17 protein-coding genes are annotated in these 20677 nt (G+C 31.1%); 3 read left to right on the top strand and 14 right to left on the bottom strand.

Going from position 1 to position 20677, the window contains the following annotated elements; genetic code table 11:
- Nucleotides 1–23 precede the first annotated feature (23 nt).
- The 3 genes from BM024_RS07525 to BM024_RS07515 all read right to left on the bottom strand — a co-directional run bounded on the left by BM024_RS07525 (nucleotide 24) and on the right by BM024_RS07515 (nucleotide 2224).
- The gene (locus BM024_RS07525; protein ID WP_090678855.1) at nucleotides 24–1265 is read right to left on the bottom strand and encodes an OmpA family protein; all 1242 of its coding nucleotides are present in this window, start codon (nucleotides 1263–1265) and stop codon (nucleotides 24–26) included.
- A 228-nt stretch (nucleotides 1266–1493) separates the two neighbouring features.
- On the bottom strand, nucleotides 1494–1772 hold the full coding sequence (locus BM024_RS07520) for a DUF3817 domain-containing protein (protein WP_090678853.1): 279 nt from the start codon (nucleotides 1770–1772) through the stop codon (nucleotides 1494–1496).
- An 86-nt stretch (nucleotides 1773–1858) separates the two neighbouring features.
- The gene (locus tag BM024_RS07515; RefSeq protein ID WP_090678852.1) at nucleotides 1859–2224 is read right to left on the bottom strand and encodes a hypothetical protein; all 366 of its coding nucleotides are present in this window, start codon (nucleotides 2222–2224) and stop codon (nucleotides 1859–1861) included.
- Nucleotides 2225–2412: 188 nt separating this feature from the next.
- Between BM024_RS07515 and BM024_RS07510 the strand changes: the two genes are divergently transcribed.
- Nucleotides 2413–3288 (top strand): DMT family transporter, encoded by an 876-nt coding sequence (locus BM024_RS07510; protein WP_090678851.1) that lies wholly within the window; start codon nucleotides 2413–2415, stop codon nucleotides 3286–3288.
- Between the two features lie 49 nt (nucleotides 3289–3337).
- On the opposite strand, the gene acs is transcribed toward BM024_RS07510, so the two are convergent.
- The 9 genes from acs to guaA form a co-directional block, all read right to left on the bottom strand.
- The gene (gene acs / locus BM024_RS07505; protein ID WP_090678850.1) at nucleotides 3338–5245 is read right to left on the bottom strand and encodes an acetate--CoA ligase; all 1908 of its coding nucleotides are present in this window, start codon (nucleotides 5243–5245) and stop codon (nucleotides 3338–3340) included.
- Nucleotides 5246–5351: 106 nt separating this feature from the next.
- Nucleotides 5352–6293 carry an NAD(P)H-dependent flavin oxidoreductase gene (locus BM024_RS07500; protein WP_090678849.1) on the bottom strand — a complete coding sequence of 314 codons (942 nt, stop codon included), beginning with the start codon at nucleotides 6291–6293 and terminating at the stop codon, nucleotides 5352–5354.
- Between the two features lie 4 nt (nucleotides 6294–6297).
- Entirely contained in the window at nucleotides 6298–7506 is a 1209-nt protein-coding gene (gene mnmA / locus BM024_RS07495; RefSeq protein ID WP_090678848.1) for a tRNA 2-thiouridine(34) synthase MnmA, read from the bottom strand.
- A gap of 319 nt (nucleotides 7507–7825) precedes the next feature.
- On the bottom strand, nucleotides 7826–9739 hold the full coding sequence (gene yidC, locus BM024_RS07490; RefSeq protein ID WP_090678847.1) for a membrane protein insertase YidC: 1914 nt from the start codon (nucleotides 9737–9739) through the stop codon (nucleotides 7826–7828).
- Nucleotides 9740–9808: 69 nt separating this feature from the next.
- Nucleotides 9809–11419 (bottom strand): CTP synthase, encoded by a 1611-nt coding sequence (locus tag BM024_RS07485; protein WP_090678846.1) that lies wholly within the window; start codon nucleotides 11417–11419, stop codon nucleotides 9809–9811.
- A gap of 103 nt (nucleotides 11420–11522) precedes the next feature.
- Entirely contained in the window at nucleotides 11523–11750 is a 228-nt protein-coding gene (locus tag BM024_RS07480; RefSeq protein ID WP_090678981.1) for a DUF3820 family protein, read from the bottom strand.
- Nucleotides 11751–11758: 8 nt separating this feature from the next.
- Nucleotides 11759–12160, bottom strand: coding sequence for an OsmC family protein (locus BM024_RS07475; RefSeq protein WP_090678845.1), 402 nt, complete (start codon nucleotides 12158–12160; stop codon nucleotides 11759–11761).
- A complete protein-coding gene (locus tag BM024_RS07470; RefSeq protein ID WP_090678844.1) occupies nucleotides 12161–14143 on the bottom strand; it encodes a LysM peptidoglycan-binding domain-containing protein in 1983 nt (660 codons plus the stop codon). It lies immediately after the preceding gene.
- Between the two features lie 67 nt (nucleotides 14144–14210).
- Complete coding sequence (guaA, locus tag BM024_RS07465; protein ID WP_090678843.1) at nucleotides 14211–15737, bottom strand: glutamine-hydrolyzing GMP synthase; 1527 nt, start codon at nucleotides 15735–15737, stop codon at nucleotides 14211–14213.
- Between the two features lie 262 nt (nucleotides 15738–15999).
- On the opposite strand from guaA, the gene gltS reads away from it, so the two are divergent.
- Entirely contained in the window at nucleotides 16000–17217 is a 1218-nt protein-coding gene (gltS, locus tag BM024_RS07460) for a sodium/glutamate symporter (RefSeq protein ID WP_090678842.1), read from the top strand.
- 131 nt (nucleotides 17218–17348) lie between these two features.
- Here the strand turns inward: gltS and ettA are convergent, their stop codons facing one another.
- Nucleotides 17349–19037: an energy-dependent translational throttle protein EttA gene (gene ettA, locus BM024_RS07455; RefSeq protein WP_090678841.1), complete on the bottom strand. Its 1689-nt coding sequence runs from the start codon at nucleotides 19035–19037 to the stop codon at nucleotides 17349–17351.
- A 240-nt stretch (nucleotides 19038–19277) separates the two neighbouring features.
- Between ettA and BM024_RS07450 the strand changes: the two genes are divergently transcribed.
- Nucleotides 19278–19490: a hypothetical protein gene (locus BM024_RS07450; RefSeq protein WP_090678840.1), complete on the top strand. Its 213-nt coding sequence runs from the start codon at nucleotides 19278–19280 to the stop codon at nucleotides 19488–19490.
- A gap of 159 nt (nucleotides 19491–19649) precedes the next feature.
- Here the strand turns inward: BM024_RS07450 and holA are convergent, their stop codons facing one another.
- The gene (gene holA, locus BM024_RS07445) at nucleotides 19650–20654 is read right to left on the bottom strand and encodes a DNA polymerase III subunit delta (protein ID WP_090678839.1); all 1005 of its coding nucleotides are present in this window, start codon (nucleotides 20652–20654) and stop codon (nucleotides 19650–19652) included.
- Between the last annotated feature and the right edge of the window lie 23 nt (nucleotides 20655–20677).

Below are 20677 nucleotides of genomic sequence, written 5' to 3'. Positions count from 1 at the left end.
TTTAAATTGTAATTTTCTAAAGTTTATTTTACTTTGAAAATAACTCTTCTTGCTACTTTACGTGCAGAATTAGAACCTTTATCAATTGTTGAATCAACTCCATTTCCAGTAACTGAAATTTTAGAAGCAGAAACACCTGTTTTAACTAATATATCTTTAACGTTATTAGCACGTTTCTCAGATAATTGCTTATTGTAGTTAGCATTACCAACTGCATCTGCATATCCAATTACTTCAACAGAAGCTGCTGGATTACTTCTTAAATAAGTAACGATAAAGTTAATACCATCAATTGTTGTAGGTTGAGATTTGTCAAAATCAAAATAAACAGCAACGTATCCTTTGTTAATTAATTCTTTAACTAAAGCGCTGTCATCAACATTCATAACAACATCTTTATTTAAGTTTCCGTATTTCTCTTCTAAATAAGTTTCGAAACTATCAGGAATACCGTTGTTGTTTTTGTCAATAGATCTACCTTTAGTATCAACCATTGCTCCAGCAGGAGTGTTTGGCTCTTGATCTAAATAGTCAGCAACTCCATCATTATCTGAATCAACCATTTTGTTTTCAACATCAGTTAATCTACTGTCTAATTCAGCTAATTTATTAGTTACTGCGTCTCCGAAATACCAGTCAGCATGCTTATCATTTCCACCTAAGTAGAAAGATAAACCTAATGTAGCATTATACATAGTTCCGTCAAATCCTCTAGAACTCACATCTGAAGCACCGTCCCAAGTTTTGTCTTGTCTAACATTGTTAATCATTGTAAAGTCAGCATTTAAAGCAACTCTTTCTGATAACTTAACTTGTCCTGTTAAACCTAAGATAAAGTGACCCATTTGGTCTTTATCACTAAATTTCTCATTTGTCATCCAAGAATATCCTGCACCAGCATGAGCTTGTAAGTTCAAAGCTTTAGTCCACTCTTCAAAATTAAGAACTCTACCTAAGTTAACAACTCCTTGTAAACTAGTTCTGTAATATTTTGTTTCAAAAGTATTGCTGTCATCATCGTTTTCAAATTTGTCGAAACCAAAGTCAGCTTTAAGTCCGAATTTGTTATTAAACATATAACGAACCCCACCATCAGCATGAATAAAATTGAAATCTTTTGTATAATATCCATCAGAAAATGGATTAGTTGGTTTAGTAATACCAGCATTCAAATCAATAGACCATTTATTATATGGTTTATCTTGTGCTGTAGCTGTACCGATTGCTAATACTGTAGCGATTAATGGTAATGCAATTTTTTTCATATTTCTTTTTTTTAAAGTTCTTCCTCTTTAAATATATAAAAAAGGACATTGTGTTACTATTGCAAATATAATAAAAAAATGTAAATTACTAAAAGATACTTCTTAGTTTTTGGTTTTATTAAAAAAAACTAGACGAAAATCAGTTTTTATTATAAATCCCTTAGAAAAAGAAACTTTAAATTTACAAATGGTTTACAATATTTGGACTATTTAATGTTTCTTAAAAAATTAGGCTTCTTTTAGAAACTTGTTCTCTACAATAAATGTGCCAAATGGAATTATAGAAGCTAAGCAGATAAAAGCATAAGTTTTTAAATCCCATCTTTTATCCATAAACAATACAGTTGCTAAAACTATATAGACTATAAATAATACACCATGAGCCATTCCAACAGAACTTACCAATTCTGGTCTGCTGAAAAAATATTTCATAGGCATGGCTACAAATAATAAGAGTAGGAGTGAAACCCCTTCTAAAAAAGCAATAATTTTAAAAAATTTAAGCATAATTAAAATATTTAAATGATGAGATTCTTTTTAGTATAAAAAAGTCCGGTAAAATACCGAACTCAATATGATGCCATTATGAAATATTAAAAATCCTGAAGTTTAGAATTGTATTCCTTTAAGTCAGCTAAATTATGTTTGTTTTCAATGTCCTTAAATAAGGATAGAATATAATTTAAACTCTCTAAATCATTCGTAGGTTCTACTACATTCAAATTATCTTCTGTTTCTTCAACAGGTTCATCAGAAGGAATTTCTATTAAGAATCCATTGTTATTTTGAATATGTTCATACGTTAATCGTATGGCTTTAACTAGAACTGGTTTTTCTTCTAAAAGAGCGTATTCTCTCAGTTTTTTTAAATCAGCTACAATATCCTCTACAATAAGTCCATTAGTAATTAAATCAGATTGAACTTTCTTAATTAATTTTTGAGCATTAGGGTTTTCCACAATGAAATTGTTTATATTAAATTAATTCTTATTTAAGGCTACAAAAGTAAGCTTTTGAAAGATTATAAGTCAATTAATTCTCTGTTTTTTTACATATTCTTCTTCTTATAATGCTTATTATGTAAAATAGAAATATTGAATCTACTTCTTATTCTTTGTGTAACTTTGCATTCTAAATTTATTAAATAATGTTATATCTTATTTTAAGCGTCTTCTTTAGTGTTTTTGTAGGAATACTAATAAAAATATCTAAAAAATATAATACTGATATTTTTCAAATGATTACTGTCAATTATCTAGTTTCTATAATCTTGTCATTTCTATTATTTGATATTGATACTTATTCCAGTCCTAAAAAAATCCCATATCTAACTATTGCCGCATTAATAGTTCTACTACCTACAATTTTTCTTTTTCTCTTTAAATCAGTTCAGCAAGTTGGTATTATTCGGACAGATATTGCTCAACGTTTATCATTATTTCTTCCAATAATCGCTGCTATTACAATTTTTAATGAGAAAATATCCATACTAAAGTATTGTGGAATCATAATTGGATTTATTTCTATATACCTAATCCTAAGTAACAAGAATAAATCAAAACAAAATATTAGTGACTATTCTGATTGGTTATTTCCTATCTCAGTCTTTATTGGATTTGGTGTAATTGACATATTATTTAAGCAATTAGCTTTATATTCATCAATACCATACACTACCTCAATGTTTTATATCTTCATTGGAGCAGCAATTGTATCAATTTTTATCAATCTTTTTTACTTAATATTTAAGAATAAAAAATTAAGTTATACTTCATTACTATTTGGAATTCCTTTAGGTTTATTTAATTTTTTAAATATCTTTTTTTATTTAAAAGCTCATAGAGTGTTTAGTGATAGTCCTACTACAGTATTTGCAGGTATGAATTTTGGAGTGATTATATTAGGTACTTTAGTCGGATACTTCATATTTAAAGAAAAGCTTCAATTAAAAAATGTCATTGGTATTCTTCTATCAGTCATTGCAGTTTTAATTATCCTAATCTCTCAATTTTGCAATTTGTAAGATCTATAATATTTAAAAAAAAAGCATCCAACTGGTTGGATGCTTTTTTTTACTCTTTATTCTTTATTATACTATCTAAAACTTCTGGATTAATTAAAGTTGATATATCACCAAATTCTTTTGTTTCTCCATTAGCAATGGATCTTAAAATTCTACGCATAATTTTACCTGACCTCGTTTTGGGTAAACTTTCTACAAATTGTATTTTACCTAGCTTTGCAATTGGACCTATATGACTTGAAATATGCTCATTTATTTCTTTTTTCAGATTTTCACGGTCTCTATACTCTCCCTGCATCTTTAAAGTAATATATCCATATAAATCATTTCCTTTTATTGGATGTTTAAATCCAACTACGGCACTTTCTGCAATTGCTGGATGTTCGTTGATTGCATCTTCAATTGGAGCTGTTCCTAAATTATGTCCAGAAACGATAACAACATCATCTTCTCTACCTGTAATTCTATAATAACCAACTTCATCTCTTAGAGCTCTATCTCCAGTAAAATACTTACCAGGAAACTGAGAAAAATATGTTTCTTTATATCTATCATGGTTATTCCAGATAGTCCTAGCCATTGCAGGCCACGGGAATTTTATACAAAGACTTCCGTCTACTTGATTGTCTAAAATTTCATTTCTTTTATCGTCCATCAATACAGGTTGTATACCTGGAAGTGGTAAAGTTGCATAAGTAGGCTTAGTTGGAGTAATGAAAGGCAATGGAGAGATTAAAATACATCCTGTTTCAGTTTGCCACCACGTATCCACTATTGGACATTTTTTCTTTCCAACATGGTCGTTATACCAATGCCAAGCTTCTTCATTTATTGGTTCTCCTACCGATCCTATGACTCTCAAACTTGATAGGTCATGAGAATTTACGAATTTATAATCTTCTGCCATCAAAGAGCGCAATGCTGTTGGTGCTGTGTAAAATTGATTTACTTTAAACTTGTCAATTACATCCCAAAAACGTCCAGGATTTGGAAATGAAGGAACACCTTCAAAGAGAACTGTAGTTCCACCGTTTAATAATGGACCGTAAAGTATGTAAGAATGACCAGTAATCCATCCAATATCTGCAGTACACCAAAAAATGTCGTTTTCTTGATAGTCAAAAACATTTTTAAAAGTATATCCGGTTTGCACCATATATCCAGCGGTTGTATGTACCATACCTTTAGGTTGACCAGTAGATCCTGAAGTATATAAAATAAATAATGGATCTTCTGCATCCATCACTTGTGCTACATTATTTGGTATTGCTTGATTCAAAAGTGGTTCTAACCACTTGTCTCTGCCTTCCATCATATTTACAACAGAATTAGTTCTATTAACAACTAAAACAGTCTCAACGGTATTACATGACTCTAATGCTTCGTCAATAATTGATTTTATTTCTATTACTCTAGATCCTCTAAATCCTCCATCAGATGTAATAACACAATTACATCCTGCATCGTTGATACGATTTGAAACTGCTGAAGATGAAAAACCTGCAAATATTACACTATGTACTGCACCAATTCTAGCGCAGGCTAGCATACTAATTGCTAATTCAGGAATCATTGGTAAATATATGCATACCCTATCCCCTTTCTTAACTCCCTGCTCTTTAAGAACATTAGCCATTTTACAAACTCGGTTATAAAGCTCGTTATAACTAATTTCTAAAGCTGGTTCGTCGGGATTATTTGGTTCGAAAATAATTGCTGTTTTATCTCCTCTCTTCGCTAAATGCCTATCTATGCAGTTTTTAACAATATTTAATTTACCATTCAAAAACCATTCAAATTTAGACTCTTCCATATTGAAATCAAAAACTTTATCCCAGCCTTGATACCAAACAAAATTTTCTTCAGCTATTTTACCCCAAAATTTACGAGGTTCTCGAACAGACTTCTTATAATGCTTAAAATATTGTTCTAAATTCTCTATTTTATAGTAGCTCATTTTACAATAGGATTTTTAATTATGTACTAAATGTAATGGTTAAAATGAACCTAAACAAAATATTAGGTTTCATTTTAATGATATTATATTAAATAAAATTAATAAATTAAAAAGAAAAGGATTCCTTTTGAGCTATTTTAAACTCTTCGACTATAACTCTAATAATTTCATCTACAGAGTCTATTTTATTAATTAAGCCAATTATTTGTCCTATTTCGAGCTCACCATCTTTTAGATCTCCTTCAAACATTCCTCTTTTTGCTCTAGCTCGTCCTAAATAAGTATTTAGCTCTTCAACTGTTGGATTAGTTCTATATAATTCCATTAGTCCATCATAAAACTCATTTTTGATAAGTCTAACTGGTGCTAATTCTTTTAATGTTAAAACAGTATCTCCTTCTCCAGTCTCAAGTAGTAAATTTTTAAAATTGATATGGGCTGAACTTTCTAATGAAGCCGCAAATCGCGTTCCCATTTGCACCCCATCCGCTCCTAAAATCATAGCAGCTAACATCCCCCTACCAGTTGCAATTCCTCCTGCAGCGATTAAGGGAATGTTTATTTTTTCTTTAACCATAGGAATCAAAGTCAAAGTTGTTGTTTCTTCTCTACCATTATGCCCACCTGCTTCAAATCCCTCAGCGACTATTGCATCTACACCGGCTTCTTGTGCTTTTAAAGCAAATTTTGAAGAACTTACAACATGAACAACCGTAATACCCTTTTCCTGTAAAAATGGAGTCCAAGTTTTAGGGTTTCCTGCTGATGTAAACACAATCTTTACATTCTCTTCAATAATAATATCTATTATCTCCTGTATGTTAGGATAAAGCATAGGGACATTTACCCCAAATGGTTTTGATGTTGCTTTTTTACATTTTTGAATATGTTCTCTAAGAATCTCTGGATACATAGATCCAGCTCCTATTAAACCAAGCCCACCAGCATTACTAACTGCACTAGCTAATTTGTAACCACTATTCCATATCATTCCACCTTGGATAATTGGAAATTCAATACCAAAGAGTGAAGTTATTCTATTATTCATTAAATTAAAGTTTTGAAATTACACCTGAACCAATTAGTTCATCATCTAAATGCCAAGAAACAAACTGACCTTCAGTTATTGCGGATTGGGGTTCATTAAACTGAACATACATTCCATCACTCAACTGATAAAGTGTAGCTTGTTGCAAAGGTTGACGATATCTAATTCTTGCTAATATAGGCATATGCTCACCTACTTTCAAAGCTAAATCAGTGCGAATCCAATGAACCTCTTCATTTTTAACATATAAACTTTTTTGAAAAAGACCCGGATGTTCATTACCTTGTCCTGTATAAATGATATTATCTTTAACATCAGTGCTAATTATAAAAAGTGGCTCAGCGGTACCTCCGACATTTAGTCCTTTTCTCTGACCTATAGTAAAATAATGTGCGCCTTGATGTTTCCCGACCATTTTCCCCATTTCTTTGGTATATACAAGCGAACGAGCCTCTTCTTTCAATTGTTCTTCAATAGAATTAAAAACAGATCTTTTAGAAGAGAAAATATCGTGAGTACTTGGAATTTCATAGATAGAACCTTCCTTAGCTTTCAATTGTTGCTGTAAGAATTCAGGAAGTCTAACTTTACCTATAAAACAAAGCCCTTGTGAATCTTTCTTACCTGCGGTAATCAATCCCATATTAGAAGCAATTTCTCTTACTTCGGATTTCAATAAATGTCCAATTGGAAATAAAGATTTAGCTAATTGTTCTTGTGAAAGCTGACATAAAAAATAAGATTGATCTTTACCGGGGTCAACTCCAGCTAATAGTTTATATATAGTTTTTTCTGATTCTTCTTCAGTCGAAATTAATTCCTCTTCTTTTCTACAATAATGTCCAGTTGCAACAAAGTCAGCACCTAATTCAAGGGCTATCTTCATAAAAACATCAAACTTAATCTCACGATTGCACAATACATCGGGATTTGGCGTACGACCATGTTCATATTCTTTAAACATGTAATCGACTATTCTATCCTTGTATTGTTCACTTAAATCAACTGTTTGAAATGGAATACCTAATTTTTCGGCAACCATTAATGCATCATTGCTGTCCTCTAACCAAGGACATTCGTTGGATATAGTAACTGAGTCATCATGCCAGTTCTTCATAAATAAGCCGATAACTTCATAACCTTGTTCTTTCAATAAGTATGCGGCAACACTGGAATCAACACCCCCAGAAAGCCCTACAACAACTCTTTTCATAATAATTTTGCTAATGAAAATAAAAAAGCAAAAATACAACTTTAAAAATTCTATATGGATGCTATTTAGAAAGCTTTAATATTAAATTAATATAGAATAGAAAGAATGAAACTACTATATTAATTTAGAGAATATCTCAATTTCACAGACCACATTAACTACTTGTTATATCAATACTTTCTTTAAAATTTCTACTAATTTAAAAGTAGTACTTGAGAGAATTATAATTAATCTTAATATTGAGAATTTTTAAAAAGAATTACAATGATTTTATTATATATGAAAAAAAAACTCCTCGATTAGGAGGAGTTTCAATTAATTATTTTTTCTTCTTTTGTTGCTCTTTTAAGCGTTGTTGCTCTTGAGCTTGTTCCATCATCTCTTGCATTTTCCTTTGGAATCTACCTTTTGGTTTTTGTTTTGTTTTATTTTCTTCTATAATAGCCTTAATCTTACCTTCTTTTATAATATGATTTTTAATCACATACATAATTCCAATAGTAATTAAATTTGAAACAAAATAATACAAACTCAATCCTGAAGCATAGTTATTAAAGAAGAACAACATCATCACTGGAGAAATGTAGATCATAATCTTCATTAATTTTCCCATATCAGGCATACCCTCTTGTTGTGGTGCTGCCATTTGTTGATCACCTGTAGTCATTTTCATATAAAAGAAAATGGCAATTGATGCTAATAGTGGAAACAAACTAATATGGTTACCATAAAAAGGTATAGTAAACGGAAGTTGTATTACAGCATCATAAGATGATAAGTCATCTGCCCATAAAAAACTTTTCTGTCTCAACTCAAATGCTGAAGGAAAGAATTGAAACAATGAGTAGAAAATAGGTATTTGTAATACGGCTGGAATACATCCTGCCATTGGGTTTACGCCAGCTTTAGAATACAATTTCATTGTTTCCTGTTGCTTCTTCATTGGATCATTCTTAAACTTATCGTTTAACTCATTAATTTCAGGACGAATTACCTTCATCTTAGCTTGAGATAAATAAGACTTATATGTAATTGGTGACATTGCAAGTCTAACTAAGATTGTAAAGATAATAATAGCTATACCATGAGTAATAAAAGAGAATGAACTAATGAACGAATAGGCTGGAATAAACAAGTATCTATTAACCCATCCAAAAATCCCCCATCCTAATGGAACAACTTTATCAAGATTTCTTTCATATGATTTAAGAATTTTATAATCAGAAGGTCCGAAATACCAATTCATATCATAATTTAATTCCCCATTTTTATATTCAAGTGGCAATACAGCCGTAAACTGTTTTGTAAAAACAGTATCAACTTCTTCATCTTTAATCAAGTTCTCTGATTTCAACTCAGCAGTAGTGAATGGAGTATCAGTTAAAAGAATTGATGTAAAGAAATGTTGTTTGAAAGCAATATAACTTACATCTTTAACCGATTTATCATCTAATTTACTAGCAGGGCTAAGACTGTTATCTTTACCATTTTCATACTCATATGCAATGAGAGTATAACGATTTTCGTATGAAACACTCATTTCATTGCGATAGGTTTTCATTGCCCAATCTAGTTGAGGATTTTTTGACAAATCAACTATTTTGCTTAAACCTTGTGAGCGAATTGAGAAATCCAACATATAATCATTTGGTTTGATTACATAACGAAATTCTAAAAATTGGTTAGCCGAAGCTTTTAAGCGCATAGCCAACACTTGGTTCTCACCCTCTTTTATTAATTCTGGCTCAAAATACAAATCTTTTGTATTTAAAACCCTATTATCAGTTGTGTGTAACTCTAAATTAAACTGAGCATTTCTATCTTTAATCAGTTGAACAATTTCGTCAGATTTACTTGAAAATCTTTTAAAATCATTAACTACTAAACTCTCAATAACTCCTCCTTTATTGGATATAGAAAGAGTTAATACTTCATTTTTTAGCTCTGTATTCCCACCTTCTGCACTTGGTAATAAACCACTGTATGCAAAAGCTCCAAGCGATTCTTTCAATTTAACTTCACTAATTGAATCATTTCCTTCTAAATGATCAACAATAGCAGTTTCAATCGTATTTGCTCGTGCAGTATCTACTTGTTCTTTTTGACTCTTTTCAGAATCATTTGCCATTGATTCTTTTTCTTTGTTAATGTTGTTTAACATCATCCAAATTAATAGACCAGCAATGACTACAAATCCAATAATACTGTTACGATCTAGTTTTTTTCCTTCCATTACTTATATTGTAAATTTTTCAATTAATTGTTGAAAACCCCATGAGAGATTAACTGACCTATTTCTCACCTATTTTTTATTTTCTACTGCTGCTTTTATAAAGCTAACGAAAAGTGGATGTGGTGTAGCAACGGTACTTTTGTATTCAGGATGAAATTGAACTCCAACAAAGAATGGATGCTCTTTCAATTCGAAAATTTCTACTAAACCTGTTTCTGGGTTTTTTCCAGATGCTATCATACCAGCTTTTTCAAAGTCATTCAAATAAATATTATTAAATTCATATCTATGTCTATGTCTCTCATTAATTAAATTAGATTGATAAACATCAAATGCTTTTGAATTTGAACTAATCTCACAGTCCCATCCTCCTAATCGCATTGTACCTCCTTTATCAGTAATAGTACGTTGGTCTTCCATAAAAGTGATAACCGGGAATTTAGTACTATCATTTACTTCAGTTGTATTTGCATTCTCCATTTTCAAGACATTTCTTGCAAATTCAATTGCAGCCATCTGCATTCCTAAGCAGATACCAAAGAATGGTACTTTATTTTCTCTAGCATATTTAACTGTTTCAATTTTTCCTTCAATACCTCTAGAACCAAAACCAGGAGCAACAAGAATTGCATCTAAATTTTGTAAAGTTGAAGCAACATTTTTTGAATTAATTGAATCCGATTGAATACTTATGATATTAACTTTAGTAGCATTTTCAGCACCACCATGTATTAATGCTTCTAAAATTGATTTATAAGAATCTTGTAATTCTACATATTTACCAACCAGTCCAACATTTACAGCATGTATTGGGTTTTTCAATTTATGTAAGAAATCATTCCATTTTTTCAAATCAGGAGACATCTTTTCAGGTAAATCAAGTTTCCTTAAAGTAACCTTATCTAAACCTTCTTCTAGCATTAAATTTGGTACTTCATAGATAGTTGATGCATCAATAGATTGGATAACGGCATCTGGTTTTACATTACAAAATGCGGCTAATTTTTGACGAATATCACTAGAAAGTTCATGTTCGGTACGACATACTAGAATATCTGCTTTAATACCACTTTCCATTAATGTCTTAACAGAATGTTGAGTCGGCTTTGTTTTTAACTCACCAGCCGCTGCAAGATATGGTACTAGGGTTAAATGAATTACTATTGCATTATTTTCACCTAATTCCCAAAGTAATTGACGTACTGATTCAATATAAGGAAGAGATTCGATATCACCTACAGTACCACCTATTTCAGTAATAACAATATCGTAATCTCCAGTTTTGCCTAATAACTGCATACGTTCCTTAATCTCATTTGTAATATGAGGAACTACTTGTACAGTTTTTCCAAGAAACTCTCCACGCCTCTCCTTTTCAATAACCGAAAGATATACTCTACCAGTCGTAACATTGTTTGCTTGAGATGTAGGTACATTTAAAAATCGTTCATAATGCCCTAAATCTAAGTCAGTCTCTGCACCATCATTTGTTACAAAACATTCTCCGTGTTCATAAGGATTTAAAGTACCTGGATCGACATTAATATAAGGGTCAAACTTCTGTATAGTAGTTGAATACCCTCTAGCTTGCAATAATTTAGCTAAAGAAGCCGCAATAATCCCCTTCCCTAATGAAGAAGTAACACCACCAGTTACAAAAATATATTTCGTTTGTTTCATTACGTTGTTATTGTTGTGTAGTTAAAAATAAAACTGGGCAAAAGTACGAATTTAAGCCCGATAGTTCTAATATAAATCTTTAAAACCCTTAAAAATGGATTTACTATTTCTGAAAGTTTTTTCTGATATTTCGTATTAATGGTTCTAAACCATTACTTTTAATTTCATAAATAAGTTGTAATTGTTCACCTAATTTGCCTTTTGGAAATCCTTTATTGTTATACCAAACAATATAATACTCTGGTAAATCAACAAGGTAGTAACCTTGATATTTACCAAAAGGCATTTTAGTATGCGCCAATTCAACTAAATATTTCTGATCCTGAATCATATTAAGTTTTACTTCCATTGAAAATCAATATCCTTAACAATATCAGGATGTAAGCTTAAATAAACTGGACAAGTTAGTGCAACTCTTTCTAAAATAATTTGTTGTTTTTGATCTACAATAATACTCATAGAGAATCGAATAGTTATTTTAGAAATCATTCTAGGATTAGACTTCATTTCCTTGAAAACTTCAGCTGTAGAACCTTCAAGATTTAACTCCATTTCATTAGCTTTGATTGCCATAATAGTAAACATGCAAGAAGCAGTAGAATTAGTTACCATATCAGTTGGAGAGAAAGCTTGACCTTTACCATGATTATCTATAGGAGCATCGGTTAATATAACTTCTCCTGACTGAATGTGAACTGAACTAGTGCGCAGATCACCTAAGTATGTGACTTTTGATAACATTTATTGTATAACATTAATAGTTAAATCTTCACCGTATTGTAATAAATAAACCCCTGTATTTCTAATTACTCCATTAGAATTAGTCACATAAATAAATTTATTTTCAATCTGCTGAGAATTTGAATTCATGCTTGCCAGAAAACCATCCTTTTGAAACATTCGAAGAATAACATCCATAGTAACATCATACCCCCTAGTAGCATAACGACTTGGATAAATATTATTCTTTGCTTTATAATTCTTTGCAAATAGCGACCCTGCTTCAGTTTCATTTTCTCTTGTAACAGACGGATATGTCAATTTTAAAGCAACTAATTTTTCAATAGTAATTTCACTATAATCAAACACATCATTTTTTTCAAATGCAGCTAATTGAATATCAAATAAATCCTTTTTGTTTAAAAGTTGATTTGTTGTTTCTAATGCAGTTTCTATACTATTTGAATCAAGTATAAAAACATTCTTAGTATTGGCAACTAAGTAATTCCCAATTGTCTTTGCCGCACTACTATTTAAAACTCTAACGTTAGGATACTCTTTTTGTAAAAAGTTCTTAGTGGAACTTTTCTTATCATCTACAATAACAGTAATGTTTGACTTTTGTGAAATAAAATAATCAAGAAGAGTACTCTTTAAAACATCAGAATGCGGCATTGTTTGAATTACATTACTACTTTCAGTAATTGCTTTTTCATTAGACAATGGCGAAACCATTACAATGTCTGTATTTTTTAATTTTTGAGTAAGCAAGTTTATGTTATTCTGAAAAAAGGGACCTATAACAACATCAACATCCTGAAATTCCTCTTTAGATACAATTGACGCAACAGATGAATTATTCTTACTTTCATTTGAATCGTAAACTTTTACATTCAAAGGTAATCCAAGTTTATTGGCCTCTTCTATAGCAAGCAATGAACCTGCATAAAAATCCAAAGTCATGTTAAGAAATGAATCTGTCTTGAGCTTTCTTTCTATATCGCTTCCAAGGTTATCAACATTAAAAGGTAAGAGAAAAGCAATTTCTTTAGAGTTAGTCTTAACAATACTTTTTTCTAAATTTGAAATCACTGCTGAATGCTTATTAGAAAATACTGTTTCATAATTTAAGTTCTTTTTTGCATCATAAGACTCTATGCCTGTTTTTGGAACATTTAATTCCATACCTGTTTTAAGTCCAAACCTTAAATCAGGATTTAGTTTAAGTAACTCTTCAGCTGAAATACCATAATCTTTAGTAATACTATATATAGTCTCTTTAGGTTCAACCTTTATTTTCGTAGTACCTCCTTTTAAAATATCTTTAATCTGATCCTCTTCCATCTTACCTATACCTTTCTTAAAAACAGAAGGTACTTTAATCTTTTCTCCAATTTTGAGTTCTCTTTTTCCTAACTCAGGATTAAGAATTATTAAGTTTTGAACGGTTGTATTATACTCATTAGCAATACCATAAAGAGTTTCTTTAGGCTCAACAATTTTATAAATATAATCTAGTTTATTAAACTCTTTAGAGGATTCATTCTTTTCCTTAAATTTATCCTGAAGTGCAGTTATAGAAGGGTCTTCAGAAATATAAATTGTTTCACCAACTTTTAATCCATTTTCCTTTAAACCAGGATTCCATTTATAAATATCTTGAACTGATATTTTAAACTTTCTAGTCAAACTATAAATAGTCTCTTTTACTTCAACTACATGAGTTTTTATTGGAGGAGTTTCCATAACTTTCTTAGAGTCCTTTACAATAGGTTGTGGCTCTTTATTTGGAATCAAGACAAATTCATTTTCTCTTATTCCATTTTTAGCTTCAGGATTATGTTCTATTAATTCTGTAACTGAGAGTCCGTATTCCCTAGCAATTTTACTTACCGTTTCTCCTCTATTAACTCTGTGTTTAATATAGCCTGATTCCTGAGCAAACACTCCCCATGAACTAGCTACAATAAAGGCTGTAAAACATGCAATAACTTTCTTTTTCATAACTATAGTCTTTATATAAGCGAATAAGTCGCTACAACACTATTGTAACGACTTAGTTCGATTAAAATTATTCCCATTCTATAGTGGCAGGTGGTTTAGAACTAATATCGTAAACTACTCTATTTACACCTTTCACTCTGTTTATGATTCTATTTGAAATTTCCATTAGAAACTCATATGGTAAATGTACCCAATCTGCTGTCATTCCATCTGTAGATGCAACTGCTCTTAAAGCAACAACTTTTTCATAAGTACGCTCATCCCCCATAACACCAACGCTATTAATTGGAAGTAAAATTGCACCAGCTTGCCAAACTTTGTCATACAAGCCAAACTCTTTTAATCCATCTATAAAAACAGCATCTACTTCTTGTAGTAAAGTTACCTTTTCTTTTGTAATATCCCCTAAGATTCTTATTGATAGTCCAGGACCTGGAAAAGGATGTCTTCCTAAAAGTTCAGGATCGATTCCCATTGAAGCACCTACTCTACGAACTTCATCTTTGAAAAGCATACGCAAAGGTTCTACAATCTTCAATTTCATATATTCAGGCAAACCTCCAACATTATGATGTGACTTTATCGTAGCAGAGGGCCCCTTAACAGAAATAGATTCTATTACATCAGGGTAAATAGTTCCCTGACCTAACCAAGTAGCATCAGTAATCAATTTTGACTCGTCATCAAACACCTCAATAAAAGAATGTCCAATAGCTTTTCTTTTTTGTTCAGGATCATCAATTCCTTTTAAAGCATCTAAAAAACGGTCAGAAGCATCCACCCCTTTTACATTAAGCCCCATTCCTTCATATTGCTTCAATACATTTTGGAATTCATTTTTTCTTAAAAGACCATTGTTTACAAAAATACAATGTAATTGAGTTCCAATCGCTCTGTGTAATAAAACAGCGGCTACTGTAGAGTCAACACCACCAGAAAGTCCTAAAACTACTTTCTCATTTCCGATTTTTGATTTTAAATCAGCTATTGTCTCTTCAACAAAAGCACTTGGGGTAAAACTTTGTTCTACACCCGCTATAGTAACTAAAAAGTTTTTTAATAATTGCGCTCCATCTGTAGAATGATATACTTCTGGGTGAAATTGAATAGCATATGTTAATTCACCATCAATTTTGTAAGCGGCGTTTTTAACATCTTTAGTACTTGCCAAAAGAACACCATTCGTTGGAAGTACTTTAATTGTGTCACTATGACTCATCCAAACTTGACTGTTTTCAGGAATAGATTCAAACAATGGATCTTTTTGAACCATATTCAAATTTGCTCTTCCATATTCCCTTGTATCAGATGGAGCTACTTCACCTCCAAAGAAATGAGCTAAATATTGAGCGCCATAACAAACAGCTAATAAAGGCATTTTTCCTTTAATTGCGCCCAAATCTGGATGTAAAGCCTCTTCTGAACGAACAGAATATGGACTTCCTGAAAGAATTACAGCTTTGTATTCTGTCAAATCAGAAGGCAAATCATTAAAAGGTAGTATTTCGCAGAATATATTCAATTCTCGAACTCTTCTCGCAATTAACTGAGTGTATTGCGAGCCAAAATCTAAAATAAGTACGTTGTGTTGCATATGCAAAAATATGTATTTCTAATTGATCCTAAAAGTAGATATCAATATTTTTAAAAGATTTAATCACAAAATCAACACCTCATTGTTTTTAATGTGATTCCTATATATAATGCGACTTCAACTATATAAAATAGCAAAAAAACGCAACTGCAAATATATGATATATTAGACAAGTATCTAAAATGTCTCATATCTTAATAAAGCTTTTTTTATATTTGCCTAAATACATTTACTACTTTTCATATAAAACACATTTATATACATGAATTTTGACCTATTTGAAACTCTTGCACTAGCTTGTCTAGTACTGGTTTTAGGAGCTTTTTTAGTTAATAATATAAGCTTTTTTAAAAAATACAATATTCCAGAACCTGTAGTTGGTGGCTTTTTAATAGCAGTTTTATGTTGGATAGCACATGCTGTTTTTAAAATAGAATTCTCTTTCAATGCTGGCCTTCAACAAGGGATGATGTTTATATTCTTTTCTTCCATAGGATTAAATGCAGATTTTTCGGATTTAGCAAAAGGCGGAAAATCATTAATCATATTCCTACTTATTGCAGCTGTTTTTATAGTTTGCCAAGACTTTGTAGGATTAGCTATGGCTAAAATTATGGATTTAGACCCTAGATTAGGATTAATGGCGGGTTCTATAACCTTAACTGGAGGTCATGGTACTGCAGGAGCATGGGCAGATGATTTTATGGCTGGAAATAACCCATTACCAGGTGCAAAAGAAATAGGAATGGCCTGTGCTACTTTTGGACTTATATTTGGAGGAACTATTGGGGGACCACTGGCTTATCGCTTATTGAAAAAGAATAATTATAAAGAAATAAGTGAAGCAACTCAAAATAACATTCAAGCAGAAGAACAAGAAACTCCATCTACTAAAAAAGGAGTATTGGAAGAAACTGTTTCATATAAATCTATCCTAGGTACAATTAGCATGTTAGCTATTTGTCTTGTAATAGGTCAATGGTTATCAGACTGGAACTCACAATATAGCTTCAAACTACCTACTTTTGTTTGGTGTTTGTTTGTGGGAGTAATAATAAGGAACGGAGCAACCTATCTGTTTAAAAGAAAAATACACAATGAGCCAATTGATATTTTAGGTAATGTTGGATTATCAATATTTTTAGCTTGTGCTTTAATGTCATTAAAACTCTGGTTAATTGTAGATTTAGCTTTACCAGTATTAGTAATTTTACTTGTCCAAGTAGTCATGATGCTCTTATTTGCTGCTAATGTTACCTATAGATTTATGGGGAAAGACTATGATGCTATAGTTTTAAGTGCAGGTCACTGCGGTTTCGGATTAGGAGCTACTTCTACTGCTGTTGCAAATATTCAGGCCGTAACAAACAGATTTGGACCATCTCAAAAAGCTTTTTTAATTATCCCAATGGTTGGTGCTTTTTTTATTGATATTTTAAATGCTTTGATTTTAAATGTCTTTATAACATTTTTCTCTTAATCAATGATTATTATAATTCAAAAAAAAGTCCCAATGTACATTGGGACTTTTTTTGTTGCAAACAACAATACAAAAAGATTGCTTTTTAATAACGAAAAAAGCAATCCTTTAATTTCATATACTCGATTAAATTATCTAACCAGTTTTTTATACTTAATTCTCTTTGGAGCTGTATCTCCTAAACGTTTTTTACGATTCTCTTCATATTCAGAGAATGAACCCTCAAAAGCATATACCTGAGAATCTCCTTCAAAAGCTAATATATGAGTACACACACGGTCTAAGAACCAACGGTCATGCGAAATAATCACAGCACAACCCGCAAAATTATCTAATCCTTCTTCCAAAGCACGAAGAGTATTCACATCCAAATCATTTGTAGGCTCATCTAATAACAATACGTTACCTTCTTCCTTCAAAGTCATAGCTAAGTGAAGTCTATTACGCTCTCCACCTGATAATGTAGAAACTTTCTTGTTTTGATCAGATCCTGCAAAGTTAAATCTACTTAAGTAAGCTCTAGAGTTCACCTGTCTTCCACCCATCATAATCAACTCTTGACCATCACAAAAGTTTTCCCAAATTGATTTTTCTGGATCTATATCTTTATGAGATTGATCTACATAAGAAATCTTTACAGTCTCTCCAATATCAAAAGAACCACTATCCGGAGTCTCCTCTCCCATTATCATCCTAAATATTGTTGATTTACCGGCACCATTTGGTCCAATAATACCAACAATACCAGCTTGTGGCAATTTAAAATTCAAATCTTCATAAAGTAATTTATCACCAAATGCTTTAGAAACATTTTTAGCTTCAATTACATTAGTTCCTAAACGCGGACCATTAGGAATGTAAATTTCTAAATTTTCATCCAATTGTTTCTGATCTTCATTCAGCATCTTATCGTAATTCTGAAGCCTTGCCTTTTGTTTTGTTTGACGCCCTTTTGCTCCTTGTCTTACCCAATCCAATTCACGCTCTAAGTTCTTTCTACGTTTAGAAGCAACTTTCTCTTCTAAAGCCATACGTTTAGACTTTTGATCTAACCAAGATGAGTAATTTCCTTTCCATGGAATCCCTTCTCCTCTATCTAACTCTAATATCCATCCAGCAACATTATCTAAGAAATATCGATCGTGGGTAACTGCAATAACAGTTCCTTGATATTGCTGTAAATGTTGTTCTAACCAAAGAACAGACTCTGCATCTAAGTGGTTAGTCGGCTCATCTAATAACAAAACATCTGGTTGTTGCAATAACAAGCGACAAAGTGCTACCCTTCTGCGTTCTCCACCAGAAAGCACACTAATTGGAGTATCTGGCTCTGGAGTACGTAAAGCATCCATTGCAATGTTTAATTTTGTATCTAGTTCCCATCCGTCTGCAGCATCGATTTTATCTTGCAATACAGCTTGACGATCCATCAACTTTTGCATTTTATCAGCATCTTCATAAACCTCTGGCAAACCAAACATATCATTGATTTGATTGAACTCATCTAAAACAGCAACTATCTCAGCAGCTCCTTCACGAACAATTTCAATCACTGTTTTACTCTCATCTAATTGAGGTTCTTGTTCAAGGTACCCTACAGTATATCCAGGTGCAAAAACTACATCTCCTTGATAATTCTTATCAACACCTGCAATAATTTTTAATAGGGAAGATTTACCCGATCCATTTAACCCCAGAATTCCAATTTTAGCCCCATAAAAAAAACTTAAATAGATATCTTTAAGTACTTGCTTATTGGTCGATGAATAGGTTTTACTAACCTTTGACATCGAAAAGATAACCTTCTTATCGTCTGACATATTTATATTAAAATTTATTCTATTACAAAACTCAAAAATACGCTTAATTAATGAATTACAAAATACAATAAAGTGTTTGCAATTATCATTTTAAATATTGCAGCATCAATCATTTAAAATAAAAATCTAAGCAAAAGTAAAAATCATTAATTCTAGTTCGAATATGATTTTATATAAAAAAACAAGATTTGATTGCCGTATTAACTCATTTTTCTATAAATTCACAATAAAAATTATATTATGAAATTCACAATAATTATACAGCGAGAAACAAGCATTCAAATTAAAGGAAATAAAGTCCTTTTAATTTTTAAAAACGGACCTACTGAAGAAATGCAAATTGGAGAAGCAGTAGAAACAGCCACTTGGACTGACAATCATAATTTATTAATCACTCTAAAAGATGGAGGAGTTAGATTGTATAGTGATACAATAAATTTCGAAAAAATTTAAATTTGAAACTATCTGCAAAACGTTTAAGTTTTGCAGATAGTACTTATCTATAAAAACCTTTTCTCATTTAATGAGAGTAAATAATGCTTAAACATAATTAAAACTATACATCAAATTATTTAGCACTACAGAATCATTAAAGTTTATTGCTTCATTTTTTTAATTAAATATCTTTACTAACATCTCTTTTAGTAAATCGCCTTGACTAATATTTTGAGCCCCTACTCCTTTTGCTTTTAAATCAACATCTTTTAGTATGGAAATAATTTGACTAACCTTTCTCATGGGATAATTCTTCTTTCCTATGTCATAATCTTTTAAAGCATATTGGCTCACCTTTAATACTTTAATTGCATTATTAGGTGATTTATCCTTTAGTCCATGATATAATAAAAGCTTTGAAAAATAAGAATAAACCAAACCTAAAGTCAAAACCAAAGGATTGTTTTTTGGATTTAAAGAAAAATGTTTAACTATTTTATAAGCACTTATAGAGTTTCTATCGACAATAGCTTTAATCAATTCGAAATTATTAAAATCCTTACTAATTCCAATATTTTTCTCAATAACATCTGCTGTAATCAAACTATTTTTTGGTAGAATTATACTTAACTTATCAATTTCATTAGAAATTTTAGCTAAATCAGTACCTAGAAACTCCACTAGCATTGCTGAAGCTTTAGGCTCAATCTGATATCCTTTGCCAGCTATAACTCTCTTTAACCAAGGCTCAATTTGATATTCTCTAAGTTTTTTACTTTCAAAAAGAACTGAGTTTTTCTGCAATAATTTGTACACCTTTTTTCGCTTATCTAAAGTTTTGTACTTATAACAAAACACTAATACAGTTGAAGGTTGAGGATTTTCCAAATAAGACTCTAATTGATCTATTGACCTTGATAGCTCTTGAGCTTCCTTTACAATAATAACTTGTTTTTCAGCCATTAGAGGAAATCTTTTGGCATTTGAGAGTATTTCTTGCATGGTAACATCTCTTCCATAGAGTACCATCTGATTAAAACTTTTTTCGTCCTCAGTTAAAATAGTATCATCAATAAATTCCGAGAGCTTATCAATATAATATGCTTCTTCTCCCATAAAAAAATAAACTGGAGATATGTTTCCAGCTTTAATATTTTTGGTAATTGTGATTACTTCATCCAAAATATTCTATTACATTAAATTGT

It is taken from the genome of Myroides guanonis, from assembly GCF_900114085.1.
GTDB lineage: Bacteria > Bacteroidota > Bacteroidia > Flavobacteriales > Flavobacteriaceae > Flavobacterium > Flavobacterium guanonis.
The sequence above is the reverse complement of the archived record's forward strand: the minus strand, read 5'-3'. Positions and strand labels throughout refer to the sequence as shown.

Excerpts from the sequence above, each read along its gene's own strand:
- BM024_RS07525 (WP_090678855.1), bottom strand. The coding sequence starts at position 1,265 with ATGAAAAAAATTGCATTACCATTAATCGCTACAGTATTAGCAATCGGT.
- BM024_RS07520 (WP_090678853.1), bottom strand. The coding sequence starts at position 1,772 with ATGCTTAAATTTTTTAAAATTATTGCTTTTTTAGAAGGGGTTTCACTC.
- BM024_RS07510 (WP_090678851.1), top strand. The coding sequence starts at position 2,413 with ATGTTATATCTTATTTTAAGCGTCTTCTTTAGTGTTTTTGTAGGAATA.
- acs (WP_090678850.1), bottom strand. The coding sequence starts at position 5,245 with ATGAGCTACTATAAAATAGAGAATTTAGAACAATATTTTAAGCATTAT.
- BM024_RS07500 (WP_090678849.1), bottom strand. The coding sequence starts at position 6,293 with ATGAATAATAGAATAACTTCACTCTTTGGTATTGAATTTCCAATTATC.
- mnmA (WP_090678848.1), bottom strand. The coding sequence starts at position 7,506 with ATGAAAAGAGTTGTTGTAGGGCTTTCTGGGGGTGTTGATTCCAGTGTT.
- yidC (WP_090678847.1), bottom strand. The coding sequence starts at position 9,739 with ATGGAAGGAAAAAAACTAGATCGTAACAGTATTATTGGATTTGTAGTC.
- BM024_RS07485 (WP_090678846.1), bottom strand. The coding sequence starts at position 11,419 with ATGAAACAAACGAAATATATTTTTGTAACTGGTGGTGTTACTTCTTCA.
- BM024_RS07480 (WP_090678981.1), bottom strand. The coding sequence starts at position 11,750 with ATGATTCAGGATCAGAAATATTTAGTTGAATTGGCGCATACTAAAATG.
- BM024_RS07475 (WP_090678845.1), bottom strand. The coding sequence starts at position 12,160 with ATGTTATCAAAAGTCACATACTTAGGTGATCTGCGCACTAGTTCAGTT.
- BM024_RS07470 (WP_090678844.1), bottom strand. The coding sequence starts at position 14,143 with ATGAAAAAGAAAGTTATTGCATGTTTTACAGCCTTTATTGTAGCTAGT.
- guaA (WP_090678843.1), bottom strand. The coding sequence starts at position 15,737 with ATGCAACACAACGTACTTATTTTAGATTTTGGCTCGCAATACACTCAG.
- gltS (WP_090678842.1), top strand. The coding sequence starts at position 16,000 with ATGAATTTTGACCTATTTGAAACTCTTGCACTAGCTTGTCTAGTACTG.
- ettA (WP_090678841.1), bottom strand. The coding sequence starts at position 19,037 with ATGTCAGACGATAAGAAGGTTATCTTTTCGATGTCAAAGGTTAGTAAA.
- BM024_RS07450 (WP_090678840.1), top strand. The coding sequence starts at position 19,278 with ATGAAATTCACAATAATTATACAGCGAGAAACAAGCATTCAAATTAAA.